The organism is Frigoribacterium sp. RIT-PI-h, from assembly GCF_001297205.1.
Lineage (GTDB): Bacteria > Actinomycetota > Actinomycetes > Actinomycetales > Microbacteriaceae > Frigoribacterium.
The window spans coordinates 1-16,519 of the sequence record NZ_LHOZ01000047.1 but is presented as its reverse complement, the minus strand read 5'-3'; the positions used below and the strand labels follow the sequence as shown (position 1 = coordinate 16,519).

The window sequence follows — 16,519 nt, the reverse complement described above, 5'->3', positions numbered from 1 at the left end:
CTACGAGTGATCCGACGACGTATCGCGTGGAGCAGACTTCGCAGCGCCAGTCAATCCCAGTCATTCGGCCCTTGCCACATCAGTCGTCCCATTCCCCGAAGCTAAGCCGGTTGACGTTTTCGTTGACGTAAGCAAGTAGCCCTTGTGCAACGATCATCGACATGTCTTCAAGGCCGGTGTAGATAGTGGCCCATTTGCCGTCTTCGTTCATGCCTTGCCCGCAGGCTTGGAGGATGTACCCGGTGAGCATGACTGGGCCGTCAGCTTCGTCAGCCATATGTGCGGCTAGGGCTGACTCAAGTGCGTCCTTGGTGGCGTCACTCATGCTCAGCTCCTCGTGATGATTCCGCAGTCAAGGATGGGTACTTCGGGGTTGTCGGTGACGCGCGCCCATATCTGCAGGTCGCCGGGTTCGCCGGGTTCGAGCAACCATCCGGTCTTACCGTCGATGACAACGGCGGGCGTCCAGGTGCTGGGTCGCGGCTTGGCTGTGGTCCGCGGCACGACACTGAATGCCACCCCGTCAGTCACGGCCTGACCATCAACGGCGACGACCACGTGCACGAACTCAGTTGTTTCGCGTGGGTACGTTGGCATGTGCGTCCCATCGTCGTGGCTGTGGTGTGGCTGCGTACCTGCGTGCGGTTGCTGTGGCTGCCCATGCGCGTGGCTGGATGGTGGCGGTGACTGTGATGTCCCGCTGCTTGCCCAGCTCGGTGAACGTGAACAACCCGGTGCCTGCAAGTTCGAGCAGGTCGTAATGGTCCGTGCCGCCAACAGTCAGCTCGAGCGTGCCTTCGCTGGTGAGGTTGAGCGATCCGGTGTAGGCGACGTTGCTGCTTACTTCGAGGTTGCCCACCGTCGCGAGGTCTAGCCGCGCAGTCTGTGCGCCACCAGCCGATGTCGCAGCGAACGTTCCGCTACCTGCCAGAGCAACAGCCGCAGTCCTTGCCGCACTGGTTGCCATGTCGAGGCTGCCGGTTGCAGTGAGGTTGAGGCTGGCCGTTTGGTTTGTGGTGGCTGTGATGCCGAGTGTGCCGGTGCCACTTGTCGGCGCACTGCTCGAGCCTGCAACAGTGGCGGTCTCGGCAAGTGCGCCAGATCCTGCGAGCGGGAGGGCGTTGCTGCCTTCGGTCGTGGCTGCCTGTGTAAGAGCGCCAGATCCGGTGAGTGCAGCAGCGCTTGTCCCGGCTACTGTTGCGGCCTGCGTGACCGTTCCAGCGCCAGTGAGCGGCAACGTGGCAGCCCCGGCAGCAGTGCCGGTCTGACCGAGCGTCCCTGTGCCTGTAAGCGCGAGTGTGCCCTGGTAGTTCGTGCCCGCGCTGGGTGCCCGCAGTTCGTTTGCGTTGCCGTCGTCGAGTTGCAGGTAGTCGAGTGCGACGATGGTGCCGGCGGTGGAGTTGGTGTTGATGATTCCGACGTCGACGGCTGCGAGCGTGTTGGCGGTGAGGTTGTAGGCGCTTGAGGTGGCGCGCCCGATCTCGATGCCTGCGTTGTTGTAGAGGACGGCGGTGATGGTGCCGGTCGTGGTGGTTGCGGACTTGGCTCGGATGCTCAGCTCGTAGTTCGCGCCGGGGGTTAGTCCGGTTGCGATGGTGAGCGTGTTTCCGAGGCCGCTGTCGACGATGCTCAGGCTGTTGTCGGGGTTCCAGTTGATGCGCCCTGCGACACCTGATCCGTGTCGGAGCGACAGGATGCCGGTGAGCAGCGAGGGTGTCTGCTTGTGTTGGAAGACGACGCCGACCGAGAGGGTGTTGTTTGCGGCTGTGGCGTTGAATCGTCCAATGGCGAGTGCGTTGGTGCCGGATGTGAACCTTGCACCGAGCTGGCCGACGCGAACAGTGTCTTTGGCGAAACTGGCTGAGCCACCGGATGCGGCGTTGATCTGTGACGCACCACTGTTGCTGGTGCTGAGCGCGGTACCTTCTGGCCCGGTTTCGAAGTCGAGGGTTTTGAGCGTCATGCTCGCCCCTTACGACTAGGAGATGGTGAGGCTAAGCGCAAGGGTGAGCGTGTCGCCGGTGAGCATGGTCCGCTGCGTGATGGCCCCGCCGGACTTGTACGTGCCCCCCGTGAGAGCGGAGTGCAGCCCGGCACCAGCGACGGTGGTGTTGTTCGGGAAGCCCGAGAACGTGACTGAAGCAGTCGCGACACCATCGGTCACGGACGACCAGGTGATCGGCTGCCGTGCTACACCCGAGATCGCGGTGCCTGCAGCGCCACCAGTGGGGGCGGTGGAGTACACGGCGGCGTGGGTGGCTGCGGTGATGACGCCGGTTGCTGCGTCGGATCGTGCGCCAGTTGCGTCAAGGGCCATGATCTGTCTCCTTCTGTGAGAGTGTTCCCGCTCGACGCCCCGTTGTGGATTGTCGCCGCTCTCCCGGATTCGCTGTTGCGGTTATCCAGGGCGGCAGTTCGTAAGTGCGTGTGACGCGGCGGGAAGTATTTATGCACTAGAAGCGGACGAATGTCCCGGCTGGTCACGGGCATCACGGCGGACGTTAGCGGTCTACTGCATCCGTCCGCTTCTAGGCTGGGCGGCAGCTTTGCTTGGGTTCACCTGGCGGGCCACTGCATGAAACCGCTCAGCCGGTCTAATGCGACACGATGGCTGGTCCGGCAAAGACCATCGCGAAGAGGTTGTGGTCGCCCCAGTGCCGGCGCTAGCTTTCGCGGCATTCCGGATGGGGCGACCAACAAAAATCCCCGCCAGTGACGGATCACGACGGGGAACAATCTCGCTGTCTTGCACTGGGCAGACTTGTAGCGAGCACCTAACTATAACCGCGCGAACAGTGTCTGCGCAACATTGTTCGCACGGCGTGTTGCGTTAGGTGGCGAGGGCGGCTTGCATTGCCCCCTCTACGTCGATGCCAATCTCGCCAGCGAAGGTGACCAAAGTGCGTCTGGGCCATTCGGCAGTGCAGTGCTGGCAATAGACGTCGATGGTTTCGTTGGTTGCCCTGTCGCGGCGCATGACGAGTGCCCAGGTGTGGATGGTTTCGCCGTCTATGATGCGGGCGACCTTTTCGACGCCGCAGTTGGGGCACGGGGCGAGAAGTTGGGCGACCTTGGGCGGGTCGAAGAACGCTTCCACCTGCGACACCCAGCGTTCGGCGTGACGGTACGCTGTTGTCTCAATTCGCTGGCGGAACACTTGTCGGTCGGTGGTGAGTGCCGGCGCGTGCACTCTGACCACGTCGTCTTCGCGGGCAAGTTTGGCCCACTGTTCGATGTACTCCCACGGCTTGCCGTACGGCGTCGGTCTGCCGTCGACTGTGGCGAGTGCTTCTGCGGCTTGGTGCCCGATCAGCTCGAGCAGGTCAACTGCGGCGGTGTCGATGGGCGGCTTCGACCCGAAAGCGCTACTGCCACCGGTGGATTCCATGCCACCAAAAACGGCCTCCTGCAGTTGAGGCAGAAGGCCGTTCTCGGCGGACGTGAGCCGGGTGATGAGATCCCAGAACGTCGGCGGGGGAGTGTCTTCCTCAGTCATTAGTCGTCCTCTCGGGTGGGCGGCAAGATCATGGCTCGCCGGATTAGCGCCTCTGCCCATTCGCTAATGTTGTTCGAATGCTCCTGGTTAGGGCTGTCGGCCCATGCGCCGATTCCTTCATCCCAGAAGCCAATGCGGGCAGCTTCGGTCCGCGGGTCAGTCATGGTTCACCTTCATCTCGGTCCGCCGTTCAAGGTTCCCCTCGTGGCGGAGTAAGTCATCGCATACGTGATCGGATAGACGACGCCAACACGGGCACGTTGGGTCGGTGCAAACGGTGGGCTTAGTCACCGAACTCAGCCCTTAGCTCGGCGTCGCATGCGTTGCAGAGTTCGCCGTAGTGGTACTGGGCACATGACTCGGCGTGCGTGAAGTGTTTCCCAGATGGCGTTGTGTCTGCACAGATCCAGAAACGTGTTCCGCTCCCGTCATCGCCGCATTTGGGACATAGGTCTTGGCCGAGGTATTCAGCGGGCGCGAGTGTCCTCATGGCTAAAAAGGCAGCTCAGCGTTGTGGTCAGCGGCCCATGCGTCGGGTGCTGCCGTCTGTACGGGGAAAGCCTGCGCCCATCCCTGCTGCCCCTGTGGCGCGTTCTGCTGGGCGTTCGAGGCGGCTCTGGGAATGATGCCCAGCGTGCCGAACTTGATGCGGACAGAAACGCCAGGGGTGCCGTCCTGCTTCTGGTAGAGATTCAGTTCCGGCTGCCCAGTGACCGTGACCAGCGTCCCCTTACGAACCGAGTCCATGATCGGCTGGGCTTCACGGTCCCAGAACGACGCCTGGAACCAGATCGTCTCACCAGCATCGACCCACTCGTTGCCTTCCTTCTTGCGCGGGGTATGTGCCAAGTCGACGCTCACCACGTTCTTCCCGGCTGCCTGACGCATCTCCGGATCTTTCGTGACAAGGCCCTCGACGGTGATGGTTGCTTTGCTCATGCTGCTGCCTTTCGTTTCGCGTATGCCGCGATCTGTTCTTCCCGGTCTCGGATGAGTCGGGCTTCGAGTGCTTCCAGTGGTGCAAGTAGGCCGGTGATGTGCCCGGACAGGGAGGCGTAAAAGACGGTCACGACCTGTTGGTGTCGTGACCGCATCCGGTTGTCTTCCGCACCACCTGGGCGCTCCAGTTCAGGGTTAGTGGGTGGGCGCATCCGTTCCTGCTCGAGGGCTTGGGGGTTGAGGCTGGCTACGAAGGTGTCCCAGGCGTCGTCGGTCACGGCATGACCCCCTGGTAGCCCTCAGCACGAAGCTGAGCGCGGTACACGTCCAGCTCTCGTGACCATGCAGCCTCGTTGTTCCAAGCCCTGCACATCGCCGCCCAGTTCGCCGGCTTCGAGGCAGGGTGAGCAACGTGAGATGCTGCGATGCCCTGCCCTTGCGACCGGTCTTCCCGAATACGTTTGACGTTCCGGATGATGTGCACCGGCTGCAAATAGCCATCCGACTCACGCCGGAACATGGTCACCGCCTCGATGGCGTCCTGGTAGGGGAGGTCACCGATGCTGTTCTCCCATTCCTGGATGACCAGCTTGTCCACCGCCCGGTTGTCTCCGAGCTTGATCTTCGCCACGACTGCGGCGACTTCCTGCACATTCACTGGCCTACCGCCTTCTGCTGGTCACCCATCAGCTCCTGACCCATCTCGAGGATCGACAGGGTCTCTTGGGTGCGGGTGGGTCTTCCTCTGTTGGGTTTCATCTCGTCCTGCTGTTTCCGCATCCAGTTCCGCCAGGTGGCATCCCAGTCGGTCTTGACGCCTTTCTGCCCTGGTTGTGCAATCCAGTAGTCAACGAACCGTGCCGTCTGGTCCTTGAGGTCGACGTCAGGGGCGATTGGCCTGACCTGTGACACCAGTTCGGAGCTTGGGAGCCATGCCTCTGTAAGACGTGATCCACGCTTGCGTGGTCTATCTACTTCGTTAGAAGTAGATGTCTCTGTCTCTGTCTCTGTTGTTAGCTTGGAAGGTGCTTGAGCATGTGCCGTAGCACCTGCTGAAGCATGTGCTTGAGCACGTGCTTTACCACCTGCTCGGCCCGCTTCCCGCTTCTTCTCAATATCTGCGCGGGTTTGCTGGTGTTCACCGAAGTCGTGAATGAGAAAACCGCCGCTGGTTTCGATCAGCGACGGTTTCACGGGGTCGTTAGACAAAAGTTCGGCTAACGCTCGTGTTTTCCATTTCTTCTTCGCAATCCGCTCATCAACGAACCCATCCGAGAGCATCCGGCGGGAGTGCAAAGTCATCTCTACAAGGGTTCTGAACGCCAGATCGGACAAAGGCGCGATCTTCGGGCTGTCAGCGAAGTCCAGGGTGAATCTTCCGTAGAGCCGTTCGTCCTTCGCCATGTGGTTCCTCCTCTCTTGTCATGCATTTGCTCGACCACTGCTGTAGAGCCTGGGTTCGTAATCGAGCCGATGGTCTAGGCCGTGATCGCAGTCGCATTTCACCCAGCCGGGAATGGTCGGGTCGTAGGCGGCACGAACTGTCATGAGTTGACTTTCTGTTTGATGTGAGCGATCAGCTCGCGTCCGACGTACTCGCTGTACGCCGGCGGGATGGCCTCTCGTAGCCCGTCACGGTTTGCCCACGGCATGCCCATGACTTCGCGGCCTCGTTCAACGCCGGAGAAGTTGCCAACGACGTGCATGAACTCGCCGTCGCGCGGGATACGGCCCATCTTGGTCGTGGGCACGGTGTGGGCTGCGTGCTCAGGTGCTGTGAGGTCGATGTTTGATTCGAATAGGCGATGCCTGTACGTCTCAAGCCCAAACATTGGTCCGCACAGCATGATCGGGTCGCGCAGTGGAGCGCCAGGTACGTTCTCAATTACCCAAGGAATGCCGGTCTCTTCGAACAGTTCCCGGGTTGGCGCAACAAGATCTGGGTGCGTGTTTCCCTGGATCTTCTGCGCGTTTGTGAAGGCCTGGCATGGGGGTGAGCCATGTCGGGCTGCTACTTCCTCTTGGTAGACCGTGACTTCACGGCCCTGACCGCGGAAGGTGAGGCCGATGCCCATGTTCAAGTTCTTGAGTGCTTTGATGGCGTCCATTTGGAGGAACGGGAACGGGTAGCGGGGCTGGGGGTCCATGTCGATGCCCAGCACGTCAAAGCCCGCCTCGTAGTATCCGCGGCTAGCTCCTCCTTGGCAGCAGAAAAAGTCGATCATGATTGGCTTGATCATCTAATCTCCTCAATGGCGAGCTGCATGTATGGCTTCTTCCCCGGCCCCATGTAGACGACTTCGGGCATGTGTTTGACCATCTCGGCGGGCGTATCGTCGGGCACGATTCCGGCGTCTACGAGGCCGTCACACATGGCCTTTAGTGTCGGCACGACGTTGTCGGCATCACGTCGATGCTTGGTGCTGACGAACCAGATCAGGCTGACTTCGCATCGCGCCATGGCTGGGATGCCGGCGGACTTAGCGAGCAAATTGGAAGCGGCCCTTACCTGTTTGGTGAGGGCCGCTTTTTTGCGCCAGTGGTGGCGTTGGTTAGCTGTGATCGGGGGTGACGGGTAGTCGAAGGTGAGCGCCCAGGTCATGAAGCCTCCTCGGCCTTTTTCGCGTCTACCTTGCGCGCCCACATGAACGCCCGCCCGACAGCATGCGCTTTGGTGAAACCAAGGAACGTTTTGACTACCTCGCTACCCATGAGTGCATGAGCAGCCGGGAACGGGATAGGCCCGTTAAATGGTTCAATGCGGTGCTTCACTGACCCTCCTTGGCCTTGTTCCACGCATCCCGAATTGCGCTGATGGTTGCTGCGTCCGCCCCTGCGTCGGATGCTGCTTTGCCGAGTGCGCCGATCGCGTCGGGGTTGTCGGCTGCGAGGGCGAGTTCTGCGAGCCAGTCGCGTCGGGCGATGGTGGGCAGTGGTTCGACGTGCCATGACCGCTTGCGTCCGGTGGCTCCTGCGCCTCTGATCTGGATGTCACGGGCGGCGGGGATGTCTGAGAGGTGACTAATGCGCACGCCCCCGACCTTGTCTTTTCCGAACATCACATCGGGATCGTTGTAGAGGGTGACGCGCTTTCCGGGCCACTGGTCACCCTTGGTGCCCCAGCAGGCGGCGAGGACGTCGAGCATGCCTTTGCTAGGTCGCCAAACCCGGTCGACTTCAACGAGTCGGATCTCGGCCACTGTTTTGTTGTCTCGCTTGCCGATGCGTGATCCGGTGTCGATGGTGAATGTTCGTGGTTCGACGAGTTCGATGGCGTCGATCTGGTCACTGTTTGGGGCCAGGGCTTGAGTGATGTCCATGGTTAGAATTCGATTCCTGCGATGTCGGGGACGCGCTCTGTCTTGGGCGCATTCTTGGTGCGGTCATGGAAGGTGTCGATCATCTGCGCCGCCGTCTCCTCGAATTGGGTGAGGGCGTCGATGATGACGACTTGCCAGCGCGGGTCGGGGAATACGCGCTTCCTGTAGAGCGGCATACCCGCACAGAAAGACACGTAGTCGAGCCATGCACGCCCACTGACCATGAGTCCTGCCTGCACTTGGGCTATGTTCTCGGCGGGCACTTCGTCGGCGAGGATGGTGGCGAGTTGCTTCTTCTGTCGGCGACTCTTGATCTCAATGAGCCCGTCCGAGCCGACTAGCCCGTCCGGTGAGTACCCGAGCGTGTGTCCCTCGAAGGTGTTGGTCATGAATCCAACCTCGACGGCTTTGGCGTAGTGCTCGGAGTAGAGGTCGCGGGCGATGGGTTCGTCCCAGTTGCCGCGTTCCATGTCGGGGCTGACGAAGGTGGGTTCGACGTAGCCAGTGATTCTCTCTGCGACGAGGTGCATGGTGAGTGCGCGTGCCGTGTCATTGTTGGCGGGCTTGAACGTCTTGGCGGTGATTAGCTGGCCGACAGTGCTGGCGGTGACAAGTCCGCATCTGGCAGCCAGCCACTCGTCCGAACCCTGCTCGAGCGTCTCGTAGATGGTGAGTGTCATGTGCCAACCTCTTGCTTCTTGGCTTTGAGGCCGAGCGTTCTGAGCGCGTCCACCATTTCGCTGGCTCGTTTGCGTTGGATGTCGCAGAGCGGGTAGTAGCTGATGACCGGGAACCATTCGCCGGTTTCGACGGCCTGGGTAAGTACGTTGATGTGGCTGCTCATTTACTTCTCCTCCCAAGTTCGATGCGTGCGCGTGACAAAGCCGCCTCGTAGTCGCAGCCCCAAACGTCCTGGATCTCTTGTGCCCGTTCGAAGATGAGTTCTCCGTAGGCCGGGTCAGTCATGATTCGCTGCCAGGAGCCGTCGGACGGCGATCATGGCGTCCCAGAGGCGCGTGTCGGGAATTCCGGCTTTGACGAGTTCTTCGAGGATCTTGTCATTCGTGATCTTGGAGGAATTGGTCATGTTCATTCCGTTCCGTAGTTGCTTACGGGCAGCAGCACAATGTCGTACTGCCCACTAACGAGGACCGCCCCGGTCAGGATGACTAGGGCGGCGAGGTAGGTGCGGGTCGAGGTCATGCGTTGTCCTGCTCGATTGGGCGGGGTCTGCATGGGGATGTTTCTGCCCATTGCCCGTGTCTTGTGCAGTGCCCGCCCCATGCGCGTCCGGTGTAGTCACCGGTGTAGAGGTTGAGCCAGGTGCGGTCGGATTTGAGGCCGCATTTGGGGCAGTGGTCGTAGGGCGGGTTACCCATGCGCGTACTCGACAACGTGTCCGATGCGGGTGTCTTCGTGTCTGTCTGCGGCTTGGACACTGGTGGTGGTGTAGTCGCAGTGGGTGCAGGTCAGAGCGGTGATGCTCATGCGCGGGTGCCGTTTACGAGGGTGGCAATTGCCTTGATCCCGTCCTCGATCATGTGGTCGTTGGTCGCGTCTTGGTACGCACACGCAATTTCGAACAAAGTCACGGGCGGTCGTTCCGGGACCAGGCGGGTGAAGGGGGCGTATTTGCGCGCGTGGCTGTCGAGCCACGAACCGCGCGTGTTGTGCCAGCCGCCAGAATCTAGCCACCAAAGATGCCCCGACGCCGAGCGGTACTCGCCCTGTTCCTCCGGCAGTACGGGCCGCGGATTCGTGAGCGCGTCGGGCAGGAAGCTTTTCAGCTCCACTATCGCAGCAGCAATACCCGGGTTGTGCTCGAAAGTGGTTGACCAAAGGGTTTGCCATGCCTCGATCTGCTCTGCCGTCGGTTCATTCATCGCAGTTCTTCTCTCGTCTCAGTGGTGCATACGGGGCAGGTCCATGCCCAGAGGTTGATTTCGGGGTCGATGTGTACGTCGTCGCGGGCGAAGTGGTCGCAGGCTTGGCAGTGGACGTATTCGGTCCGGGTGTGGGCGAGTTGGCCGGAGCTAGCCATTCGCGGCCCGTGTTAGCCATGCCCAGGCCGGGGCAATGACAACGACGCCGATGACTGCTCCGAGGAACATCCACGCGGCGGGGTTGTGTGTGTGCAGTTCGGTGATGAGTGCCCAGCCGGCGATGAGCAAAGCCCCCATGAGGAGTGTCATGAGGGCCGTGCGGATGCTTCTGTGTGGGGTCATCTGTTTTCCCCTGTGCGGTAGTTGCGTTCGCAGATCCGGCAGCGTTTGGTGCCGTCGATGCTGGTGCGAATGTTGTCGGGTGTGAGTGGGTGGCGTCCGTTGCGGCACAGGGGCGTGTCGTCTGGGATGGGTGCGGGTTCGATGTCGAGGAGGCCGAACATGGCGCAGATCTCGGCGAGGTCTTCGTTGGGTACCCGACCGACTGCGTGCATCGCTGCGTACAGTTTCTGCTCCTCGGTCGTTTCGTACGTTTCGAGGGGCGTGTAGTCGAGGCGGAGCAGAACAGTCATGCGTAGTCCTTCACTGTCTGGATGACGAAGTACCTGCCCGTTGTCCTGAACAGTCGGTCGCAGGTGTCGTGGGCAAGCTCGAGGGTGGGTGCTGAGGAGTAGTAGGAGCCGGTTTTGCATTCCCGGATCTCGTACGGCATGACGGTCATCGACGCTGCCTCGCAACCCGCGGACTTGAGACATCCCGGACGAGCAGCGTGTACCCGTAGTCGAAGCAGACACGGCGTGCAGCGTCCTCGGTGGTCCAGGTGATGTGCGATTCCGGGGTGCGGCGGAAACCGTACTCAGGGTGCGGGGTCACCAAGTCACCCGAGCTTCCTTGGCGTACTCATGCGCCTGAACGAACAGTTCTTCTGCGGTGGACCCACTGCGCCAGTTCTCGTAACCATCTGAAGCCCACTGCTCGGCTGCGTCAATGTCGTCGATGAAGTAGTCGACGGTCGTGCCTGGCAAATAGTCCAGCAAGGTGCCGTAATATACGGCGCTCTTGACGAACGCTTCTTCCTGAATTCCTTGCAGGACGAGGTAGGTGTCGTAGCTATCTCTCACAGGACGGCGCTCCATTCGCGGGTGCGACGCAGAGACTCGGTCAGGCCGTACAGGCCAGACCAACCAATGAACCCGGCGTCGACGAGTTCACTGCGCCGGCTACGAACCGACTGCGGGGTGGGCAACACCTGCCCGGTGCGGATCGACCGTTGGATGTAGTGGCGGTAGATCTGATCGTCGGCGATGGGGCCGTGCTGGCGGACAATGTCGAGGACGGTCGCCTCAACCTCGGTCGGGCACCACACCGTCTCGGCAGCTTCGTGCGACGTGTCCGGGTTGGTTCTGCGGGATCTAGGCACGGTGGCCTACCTTCAGACGTGCGAGTTCGTCTCCGCTGATGGGGCTGTCGACGGCATACCATTTGAAGTGGTACTGCAGGTACATGACGAGGTGTCGGTAGGCGTTTCGCGTTTGGTAATCCATGTCCTTCTCCTCTGTGTGCTTGCGGTTACGTGAAAGCTGCGTGGGGTTCGGGTCGACACGCAGCTAGTGCCCGGCGCGGAATCGAACCGCGCTACGACCATCCGGGCTGCCCTTCGACGTCAACCGGCGTACCGGACCTACGGATTACGACGCCCCATAAGGCGAAACTTTGCTGCCGGGACATACCGGCCAGACTTTCCGCCGACCGCACCCCGCCCCTGCACCTGGCAGGCGGGTTCTCGGTCGTCTTATGTGTGCCAGCGGGTCGGAGCCGATCAGTGCATGACGGGCGTATCCGTTGGGTATGTGTTTGTGGCGCGCCAATTAGCGCCTTCCGTAGGCGCTGCATGACGGACGAAGTAGCTGTTTGGCTACGGTCTTTCGACGGGGAGTGCTGCTAGCCAGCGCTTGGCCTCGTCGGTGGGGATGATCGGCTTCTTCTTCGCCGGGTAGCTAGGAATGAGGTCGCCCTTGTTGATCGCTTCACGTACGGTCGTCTCGGAGAGGTCGACTGCTTTGGCGAAGTTGGGGATCGAGTAGGCGAGCTTGTCGAGCTGGGTGTCGCTCATGCTGCCTCCGTGAATAGTTGTGCGGGGGTGAAAGCAAAGAAGCCGCCGACTGTCACCAGTTCGGCGACGTTGAACTCGTGCGTGCCTTGGAGGCGTGCGTTCAGGTCGGCGATGGTGATGTCGGCGGCTTGCGCTACCTTGTGTCCATCGGTACCGGTCGCAGTCATGCGGGACTTGATGTCCTGGATGACTGTGGCGGTGTGGGTTCTTCTGCTCATATCTTGATCCTAATCCTCAAGATCTTGATAGTGCAAGCCCGTACGGCATCTTTTTTCAACAAATGTGGTGGACAACCCGGTACAGTTGATTAGTGCCAGCTACCAAAGAACAGATCAACCGCGCCCTAGGCCGCGAAATCAAAGCCGCCTACGTACGAGAGGGCATGACCGCAGAACAGGTTGCAACAGCAGCCAACTTCTCCACCGGAACCATGACCCGCATCCTCGCCGGCTCGGACATCCCCGTCTCTCGCCTCTACCTGATTGCGGACGCCATTGGTGTCAGCCCGGTCTCGTTGGTGGAGGCGGCTGTGAAACGAGCTGAGCAAGATGGGTAGACACACGAAAGCGCCCCACCTCGGATGAGGTGGGGCGCTTTTAATTGACCAGGTTGAAGGGCCAGGTGGTCAGCCTGCCTAGACAGTTGCTACGTTCACCCGACTGGATACAGGATCGCGCATTCGCCCCTCGTACTGCCCCGGGAGTCGAACCCAGGCTGAGACCGTCACAGCTTGTTGCTAGATCTAGGCGGCGATTAGTAATTCTCAATTGGTCGACACTCGCAGACGATCATTGCGGTTCTCCTCAATCAGGTCTGCCGCGTACAGCACAGTGTGAATCTGCCCGTTTGTGGGCAAGGTGGAAGCGATCTCCCGCAACTCGGTCACCAGGTCACTCATTGAGTTGCCTCTTTCTTCTCACGACCGTCCAGTGAGTGGTGAACGATTAGCCAGCCGTAGCTGCCGTCGTCTCGCGGGACAGCTTCGGTGGTCGGGCCGCATGGGCAGTCGCCACCATCGGTGTCGTGTTCTATGAGATCGTCGGATGGGTATGTGTGCAAGATGTCGTTCACAGCCCCGCCTTCCAGCATGAGCATGGGTAGAACTCGTCGACGTTGGCCATCGTTCCTGACGCGCAGCCGACGCCGTGTGGTGCGTCCCCGATCTGCTGGTCTTTTTGACGCGCGTAGGCTAGCGCTTCCTCACGTTTGACAACTGCTTCCTCGTACTCAACTATCGGAACCGTGTCACGATCCCGCAAATCATCGTCCGTGAGAGCCTTGCGGGCTTTCTGTAGTTCGGTAATAAGACTGAGAACGTATTCGCGAACCAGCCCATGACTGTGGGTGTCTTCCTCGCCCTGCTTGTCCGCGTTGTACCAATCGATCCATGCTTGATACGCGGCCACAAGATCCACTCCGCCGGGTGCGGCAAACTGGTTCCAATCAAAAGCAAGTTGTTGTTGCGCTTGGTCTCGTTCAGTGGTCACATCGGCGAGTCGAGTGAGTGCGAGCTTGACCTCGTACGCAGAAAACTGCCACGACTCCGGGTTGTCCTGGCCTAGCCGTTCAGCGTTTTCGACGAGTAGGTCCCACTCAGTGTCAGGCGTGGTGTCGGTCATGCGATGCTCAGCTTTCCGTCTGTTGCGACATTTAGAGTTCCGTCAAGTGAGAACACGGATTTAGCGTCTGCGAGGGTGTCTACGCTTTCCCAGCAGAAGCAGTACTGCGAAACGGACCAACGGTTCACCCCTCCGCAAACGAAACAATCGGTGTCCGGGCATGAGGTGCAGTTCGTTGGTTGCGGCGACCCGGCAGGGAACTCAGTGCCACAACCAAGACACAACACGAGGGCGGTCATGCGGTGGCCTCGGAGCGGTATGGGTTCGCGCTGACGTCAGGAGAGATTTCCCCCGTGGCGTGACGAACTCCTTCGCGCCAAGCTTGGGCCACTCGCGCTTCTGCCCGGTCGGCCCTGTCACGCTCGGCAGCGAGGGCGTCCTCGAGTTCGCGCCATTCCCTGAGCAGGTAGTCGCCGTAGCAACCGCTACCACCCCAGCCGGGCGTGCTCGGACTGTGCCGGATTTCGCCACCACGACCATTTGGTGTGCGTTCGAGATCGCGTTCAATTCCGTGGATGGTCATCGAGAACGGTTTGGGCGTCTTTTCGGTAGACTGCATGACAGCCCCTCTCTGGTAGGTCAGTTGATGGGGTGAGGCCAGATCAGTGCTACCTGATCTGGCCTTTCTTGTTTGGCTAGTCTATCCCCAAATGTGGTGAATCGGCGGTCGGATTTGAGGTTAGGAACTGCTGTGACATCTTGACCATCGCAGCCCGCAACTGGTCCTTGTTTCCCCGCGATCGGTACTTGCGACTCATGGCAACTGTCGAGTGGCCAACAATCTCCATGATCAGTTCTTCACGGACTTCGGCTTCGTAGAGGAGGTCGACGGTTGCGTGACGTGCGTCGTGGAGGCGCGCATCGGGAACACCGGCACGTTTCAGTGCGGCGTGCCAGGCTTTATTGTCCCGTGATGGGTCGAGTGGCCCGCCGTCGAGTTCGAGCTGACCTGTTTTGCGATTCAGTTGCGGGTCGGCAGTCCAGACGAGACCGTGCGGGTTCGGCTCGGAAAGGGACGCTTCGATACGACGCTCGAGGATGGACTTGAGCGGGTCGACAAGGGGCACGATGCGCCAGCCGGCAGAGGACTTGGGCCGGGACAGCCACAGCCCGCCCTCAAGATGCCGGTATTCACGGTCGATGGGTGCTTCGAGGTGACGTTGGGGGCAACGTGCACCTTGGCTGTACTCGCAGGCGGGCTTGCCGCTCTCGAGCTTCTCGCAACCGTGGGACCAACTGAACCGCTGCAACTGCCAGGACAGGTCGAGGACGTCGGACACGCGGTCGATTTCGAGGCCGATGAGTTCACCCTGACGCGCACCAGTCAGGAGAGCGGCGGCAATGCGCGACCCGAGGCGGTCCTGTGAGACGGTCTGCATGATCTGGATGCCGTGGTCAGCGTTTAGGGTGACCAGTTCGGTGCGTGCACGTTTGGGGGCATCGACCATCGTGGCGATGTTCCGGGTTGCGTGGCCTTCACGTACGGCGTCACGGAGCGCAATGGACAGGACACGGTGCGCTTGGCTTGCGGTCGTGGGGGATAGTCCTTGGTCGGTGACGTAGCGGTGCATCTGACGCACATGTTCAGCCGACAGTTTGTCGAGACGGTACTTTCCAATACTGGGGATGATGTACTGCTCAAGCATTGTCCGGTACACGGCAATAGTCTTCGGTGCGATGCGGGGTGCCTGGATGTCCCTGAACCAGTGCCGCAACCACACCTCGAGCCGCATCGACGAGGTGGGCATGTCACCGTTCTCAGACAGGTCCTTCTGCATCTTGACGAGTTTGTCGCGGGCAACCTTCTTGTCTTTCGACCTGATTACCTTTCGCCGGCGCTTTCCATTCTTCGGGGGCAGCTCGACGGTCGCGGTCCAGAAACCGCGGGCATCCTTGAAGAGCGCCCCTTCACCCTGACCTCGGCCCATCTTGGTTCTCCTTCTTGTACTGCTTACTGTCTGCGTTGCCGTTGGCCCAGTCCCCATTGACTGGTGCGGATCTTCTGTTCGTGCCGTGCATGGTGGTGCTTCTTGACTTTCGGTGCCTTGCCTAGGCGTGGTGAAGGTTCTTGCCGTGAAGGGTGCCGATGCGCACGACCCTGTAGGGGTACGGTGCGTTAGGGTCGGCGGCGTTGAGCTTTGCGGCGCACTCCTGGGCGTCGCTCTCCATTTTGAAAGCGCCTCGGGTGTAGTGGTCCGTGTCGCCGTTGATCGGCTCCTCCACGGCGTACTCGAGGAGGGAACAGGCGTACTGGTGAGTGGTGTTGGTTTCGCTCATTTTCTTCTCCGGTTCATCGGTTTTCGTCGTGGGGGGCATTGTCAGTTTTTGGGTGCCGGCGCATGTATTCGCGTTGAACACGGTCCGCTAGGCGAAGCATGTTGCTCGGTGCGATCACATAAGCGTGTCCCTGGTTCGGGAGGCCGCGTCCCCGTGCCCGCATCCCGGCAATGACGCCATGCCTGTAGGACCAGGACACTTGCTCGGCATCGAACGTTTTCGGCACACTAATAGACCCACTTTTTGTTGCCTGGGCGCTCATTTTCTTCTCCGGTTCATCGGTGTTCCTCGTGGGGGTGGTTAGGGGCAGGCTGGGTCACTTTCAGCATCTGGTGATCGGTGTTCCCAACATGGGAAAGGGCTCGCGTATCTGTCGTGCAAGTCACGCCGCAGTCTTTACAGATGTAGCGAAACTCGGTCATCTTCTTCTCCAAAACACTTGTGCTTGCTCCTGCGGGGGATTAGTGGCTCTGAGCGAGTTGCCATGCTGCGGTTGGGTCGTAACCGTCGATGCGGAACGGCCCGTCCTGCATGCACGCTCCGCAGCAGGGCCGGAACATAGCCATTGAGCAAGCTGCGTCACACACGCCGCATGCACAGCCAGGAGCCAATTCTTCGGTCACTTGCTTCTCCAAAACATTCGTGCAATCTCCTGCGGGGGTTAATTTGGCGTGTAGCCGCTTGGTGTAGCCAGCGACTAAATTCCGGGCGGTCTCGCACCGGCACATTTGCAACCATATCACCCAGATCCGACTATTTGTCAACCATATCTGCGGAATCCGTATGACTCTTAATCAGTGGGTTCTCGGTTC

General features: G+C 60.4%; 29 protein-coding genes. 1 reads left to right on the top strand and 28 read right to left on the bottom strand.

Going from position 1 to position 16,519, the window contains the following annotated elements; genetic code table 11:
* Positions 1–79: 79 nt before the first annotated feature.
* From AEQ27_RS04055 to AEQ27_RS03975, 23 genes are all read right to left on the bottom strand, one after another.
* Positions 80–325, bottom strand: coding sequence for a hypothetical protein (locus tag AEQ27_RS04055; protein ID WP_054145503.1), 246 nt, complete (start codon positions 323–325; stop codon positions 80–82).
* Between the two features lie 2 nt (positions 326–327).
* Positions 328–564, bottom strand: coding sequence for a hypothetical protein (locus AEQ27_RS04050; protein ID WP_152970142.1), 237 nt, complete (start codon positions 562–564; stop codon positions 328–330).
* 4 nt (positions 565–568) lie between these two features.
* The gene (locus AEQ27_RS17035) at positions 569–1,963 is read right to left on the bottom strand and encodes a hypothetical protein (RefSeq protein WP_152970141.1); all 1,395 of its coding nucleotides are present in this window, start codon (positions 1,961–1,963) and stop codon (positions 569–571) included.
* 15 nt (positions 1,964–1,978) lie between these two features.
* Entirely contained in the window at positions 1,979–2,317 is a 339-nt protein-coding gene (locus tag AEQ27_RS17030; RefSeq protein WP_152970140.1) for a hypothetical protein, read from the bottom strand.
* Positions 2,318–2,830: 513 nt separating this feature from the next.
* Positions 2,831–3,496 carry a hypothetical protein gene (locus AEQ27_RS04040; RefSeq protein ID WP_054145500.1) on the bottom strand — a complete coding sequence of 222 codons (666 nt, stop codon included), beginning with the start codon at positions 3,494–3,496 and terminating at the stop codon, positions 2,831–2,833.
* A 492-nt stretch (positions 3,497–3,988) separates the two neighbouring features.
* Positions 3,989–4,435 (bottom strand): single-stranded DNA-binding protein, encoded by a 447-nt coding sequence (locus AEQ27_RS04035; RefSeq protein WP_054145499.1) that lies wholly within the window; start codon positions 4,433–4,435, stop codon positions 3,989–3,991.
* Positions 4,432–4,713: a hypothetical protein gene (locus AEQ27_RS17025; protein WP_152970139.1), complete on the bottom strand. Its 282-nt coding sequence runs from the start codon at positions 4,711–4,713 to the stop codon at positions 4,432–4,434. Before AEQ27_RS17025 ends, AEQ27_RS04035 begins: the two co-directional genes overlap by 4 nt.
* The gene (locus AEQ27_RS04030; RefSeq protein WP_152970138.1) at positions 4,710–5,066 is read right to left on the bottom strand and encodes a hypothetical protein; all 357 of its coding nucleotides are present in this window, start codon (positions 5,064–5,066) and stop codon (positions 4,710–4,712) included. The genes AEQ27_RS17025 and AEQ27_RS04030 overlap by 4 nt, the downstream gene beginning before the upstream one ends.
* A gap of 23 nt (positions 5,067–5,089) precedes the next feature.
* Positions 5,090–5,839, bottom strand: a complete 750-nt coding sequence (locus tag AEQ27_RS17020) for a hypothetical protein (RefSeq protein ID WP_152970137.1) — start codon at positions 5,837–5,839, stop codon at positions 5,090–5,092.
* 140 nt (positions 5,840–5,979) lie between these two features.
* Positions 5,980–6,675 (bottom strand): DNA cytosine methyltransferase, encoded by a 696-nt coding sequence (locus AEQ27_RS04020; RefSeq protein WP_054145496.1) that lies wholly within the window; start codon positions 6,673–6,675, stop codon positions 5,980–5,982.
* Positions 6,672–7,037, bottom strand: coding sequence for a hypothetical protein (locus tag AEQ27_RS04015; protein WP_054145495.1), 366 nt, complete (start codon positions 7,035–7,037; stop codon positions 6,672–6,674). Before AEQ27_RS04015 ends, AEQ27_RS04020 begins: the two co-directional genes overlap by 4 nt.
* Positions 7,034–7,207: a hypothetical protein gene (locus AEQ27_RS17700; RefSeq protein WP_161805483.1), complete on the bottom strand. Its 174-nt coding sequence runs from the start codon at positions 7,205–7,207 to the stop codon at positions 7,034–7,036. The genes AEQ27_RS04015 and AEQ27_RS17700 overlap by 4 nt, the downstream gene beginning before the upstream one ends.
* On the bottom strand, positions 7,204–7,755 hold the full coding sequence (locus AEQ27_RS04010; RefSeq protein ID WP_152970136.1) for a hypothetical protein: 552 nt from the start codon (positions 7,753–7,755) through the stop codon (positions 7,204–7,206). The genes AEQ27_RS17700 and AEQ27_RS04010 overlap by 4 nt, the downstream gene beginning before the upstream one ends.
* Before the next feature lie 2 nt (positions 7,756–7,757).
* A complete protein-coding gene (locus AEQ27_RS04005; RefSeq protein ID WP_054145493.1) occupies positions 7,758–8,435 on the bottom strand; it encodes a lambda exonuclease family protein in 678 nt (225 codons plus the stop codon).
* Complete coding sequence (locus tag AEQ27_RS17695; RefSeq protein ID WP_161805481.1) at positions 8,432–8,599, bottom strand: hypothetical protein; 168 nt, start codon at positions 8,597–8,599, stop codon at positions 8,432–8,434. The genes AEQ27_RS04005 and AEQ27_RS17695 overlap by 4 nt, the downstream gene beginning before the upstream one ends.
* A gap of 114 nt (positions 8,600–8,713) precedes the next feature.
* Positions 8,714–8,842 (bottom strand): hypothetical protein, encoded by a 129-nt coding sequence (locus tag AEQ27_RS18520; RefSeq protein WP_255349750.1) that lies wholly within the window; start codon positions 8,840–8,842, stop codon positions 8,714–8,716.
* A gap of 397 nt (positions 8,843–9,239) precedes the next feature.
* Complete coding sequence (locus AEQ27_RS04000) at positions 9,240–9,638, bottom strand: hypothetical protein (RefSeq protein ID WP_152970135.1); 399 nt, start codon at positions 9,636–9,638, stop codon at positions 9,240–9,242.
* 338 nt (positions 9,639–9,976) lie between these two features.
* Positions 9,977–10,270 carry a hypothetical protein gene (locus AEQ27_RS03995; protein ID WP_054145491.1) on the bottom strand — a complete coding sequence of 98 codons (294 nt, stop codon included), beginning with the start codon at positions 10,268–10,270 and terminating at the stop codon, positions 9,977–9,979.
* Positions 10,267–10,419 (bottom strand): hypothetical protein, encoded by a 153-nt coding sequence (locus AEQ27_RS17690; protein ID WP_161805479.1) that lies wholly within the window; start codon positions 10,417–10,419, stop codon positions 10,267–10,269. The genes AEQ27_RS03995 and AEQ27_RS17690 overlap by 4 nt, the downstream gene beginning before the upstream one ends.
* Positions 10,420–10,567: 148 nt before the next feature.
* On the bottom strand, positions 10,568–10,819 hold the full coding sequence (locus AEQ27_RS03990; protein WP_054145490.1) for a hypothetical protein: 252 nt from the start codon (positions 10,817–10,819) through the stop codon (positions 10,568–10,570).
* Positions 10,816–11,118: a hypothetical protein gene (locus AEQ27_RS03985; protein WP_152970134.1), complete on the bottom strand. Its 303-nt coding sequence runs from the start codon at positions 11,116–11,118 to the stop codon at positions 10,816–10,818. The genes AEQ27_RS03990 and AEQ27_RS03985 overlap by 4 nt, the downstream gene beginning before the upstream one ends.
* 495 nt (positions 11,119–11,613) lie before the next feature.
* Positions 11,614–11,811: a hypothetical protein gene (locus AEQ27_RS03980; protein ID WP_054145488.1), complete on the bottom strand. Its 198-nt coding sequence runs from the start codon at positions 11,809–11,811 to the stop codon at positions 11,614–11,616.
* Positions 11,808–12,029 carry a hypothetical protein gene (locus AEQ27_RS03975; RefSeq protein WP_054145487.1) on the bottom strand — a complete coding sequence of 74 codons (222 nt, stop codon included), beginning with the start codon at positions 12,027–12,029 and terminating at the stop codon, positions 11,808–11,810. Before AEQ27_RS03975 ends, AEQ27_RS03980 begins: the two co-directional genes overlap by 4 nt.
* A gap of 92 nt (positions 12,030–12,121) precedes the next feature.
* On the opposite strand from AEQ27_RS03975, the gene AEQ27_RS16385 reads away from it, so the two are divergent.
* Positions 12,122–12,367: a helix-turn-helix domain-containing protein gene (locus AEQ27_RS16385; RefSeq protein WP_152970133.1), complete on the top strand. Its 246-nt coding sequence runs from the start codon at positions 12,122–12,124 to the stop codon at positions 12,365–12,367.
* A gap of 207 nt (positions 12,368–12,574) precedes the next feature.
* Here AEQ27_RS16385 and AEQ27_RS18515 read toward each other — a convergent pair whose 3' ends face one another.
* The 5 genes from AEQ27_RS18515 to AEQ27_RS03965 all read right to left on the bottom strand — a co-directional run bounded on the left by AEQ27_RS18515 (position 12,575) and on the right by AEQ27_RS03965 (position 15,746).
* On the bottom strand, positions 12,575–12,709 hold the full coding sequence (locus AEQ27_RS18515; RefSeq protein ID WP_255349749.1) for a hypothetical protein: 135 nt from the start codon (positions 12,707–12,709) through the stop codon (positions 12,575–12,577).
* Between the two features lie 169 nt (positions 12,710–12,878).
* Positions 12,879–13,430, bottom strand: coding sequence for a hypothetical protein (locus AEQ27_RS17015; RefSeq protein ID WP_152970132.1), 552 nt, complete (start codon positions 13,428–13,430; stop codon positions 12,879–12,881).
* Positions 13,431–13,665: 235 nt separating this feature from the next.
* Positions 13,666–13,989, bottom strand: a complete 324-nt coding sequence (locus tag AEQ27_RS17010) for a hypothetical protein (RefSeq protein WP_152970131.1) — start codon at positions 13,987–13,989, stop codon at positions 13,666–13,668.
* 76 nt (positions 13,990–14,065) lie between these two features.
* Positions 14,066–15,358: a tyrosine-type recombinase/integrase gene (locus tag AEQ27_RS03970; protein WP_161805477.1), complete on the bottom strand. Its 1,293-nt coding sequence runs from the start codon at positions 15,356–15,358 to the stop codon at positions 14,066–14,068.
* A 121-nt stretch (positions 15,359–15,479) separates the two neighbouring features.
* Positions 15,480–15,746, bottom strand: a complete 267-nt coding sequence (locus tag AEQ27_RS03965) for a hypothetical protein (RefSeq protein ID WP_161805475.1) — start codon at positions 15,744–15,746, stop codon at positions 15,480–15,482.
* Between the last annotated feature and the right edge of the window lie 773 nt (positions 15,747–16,519).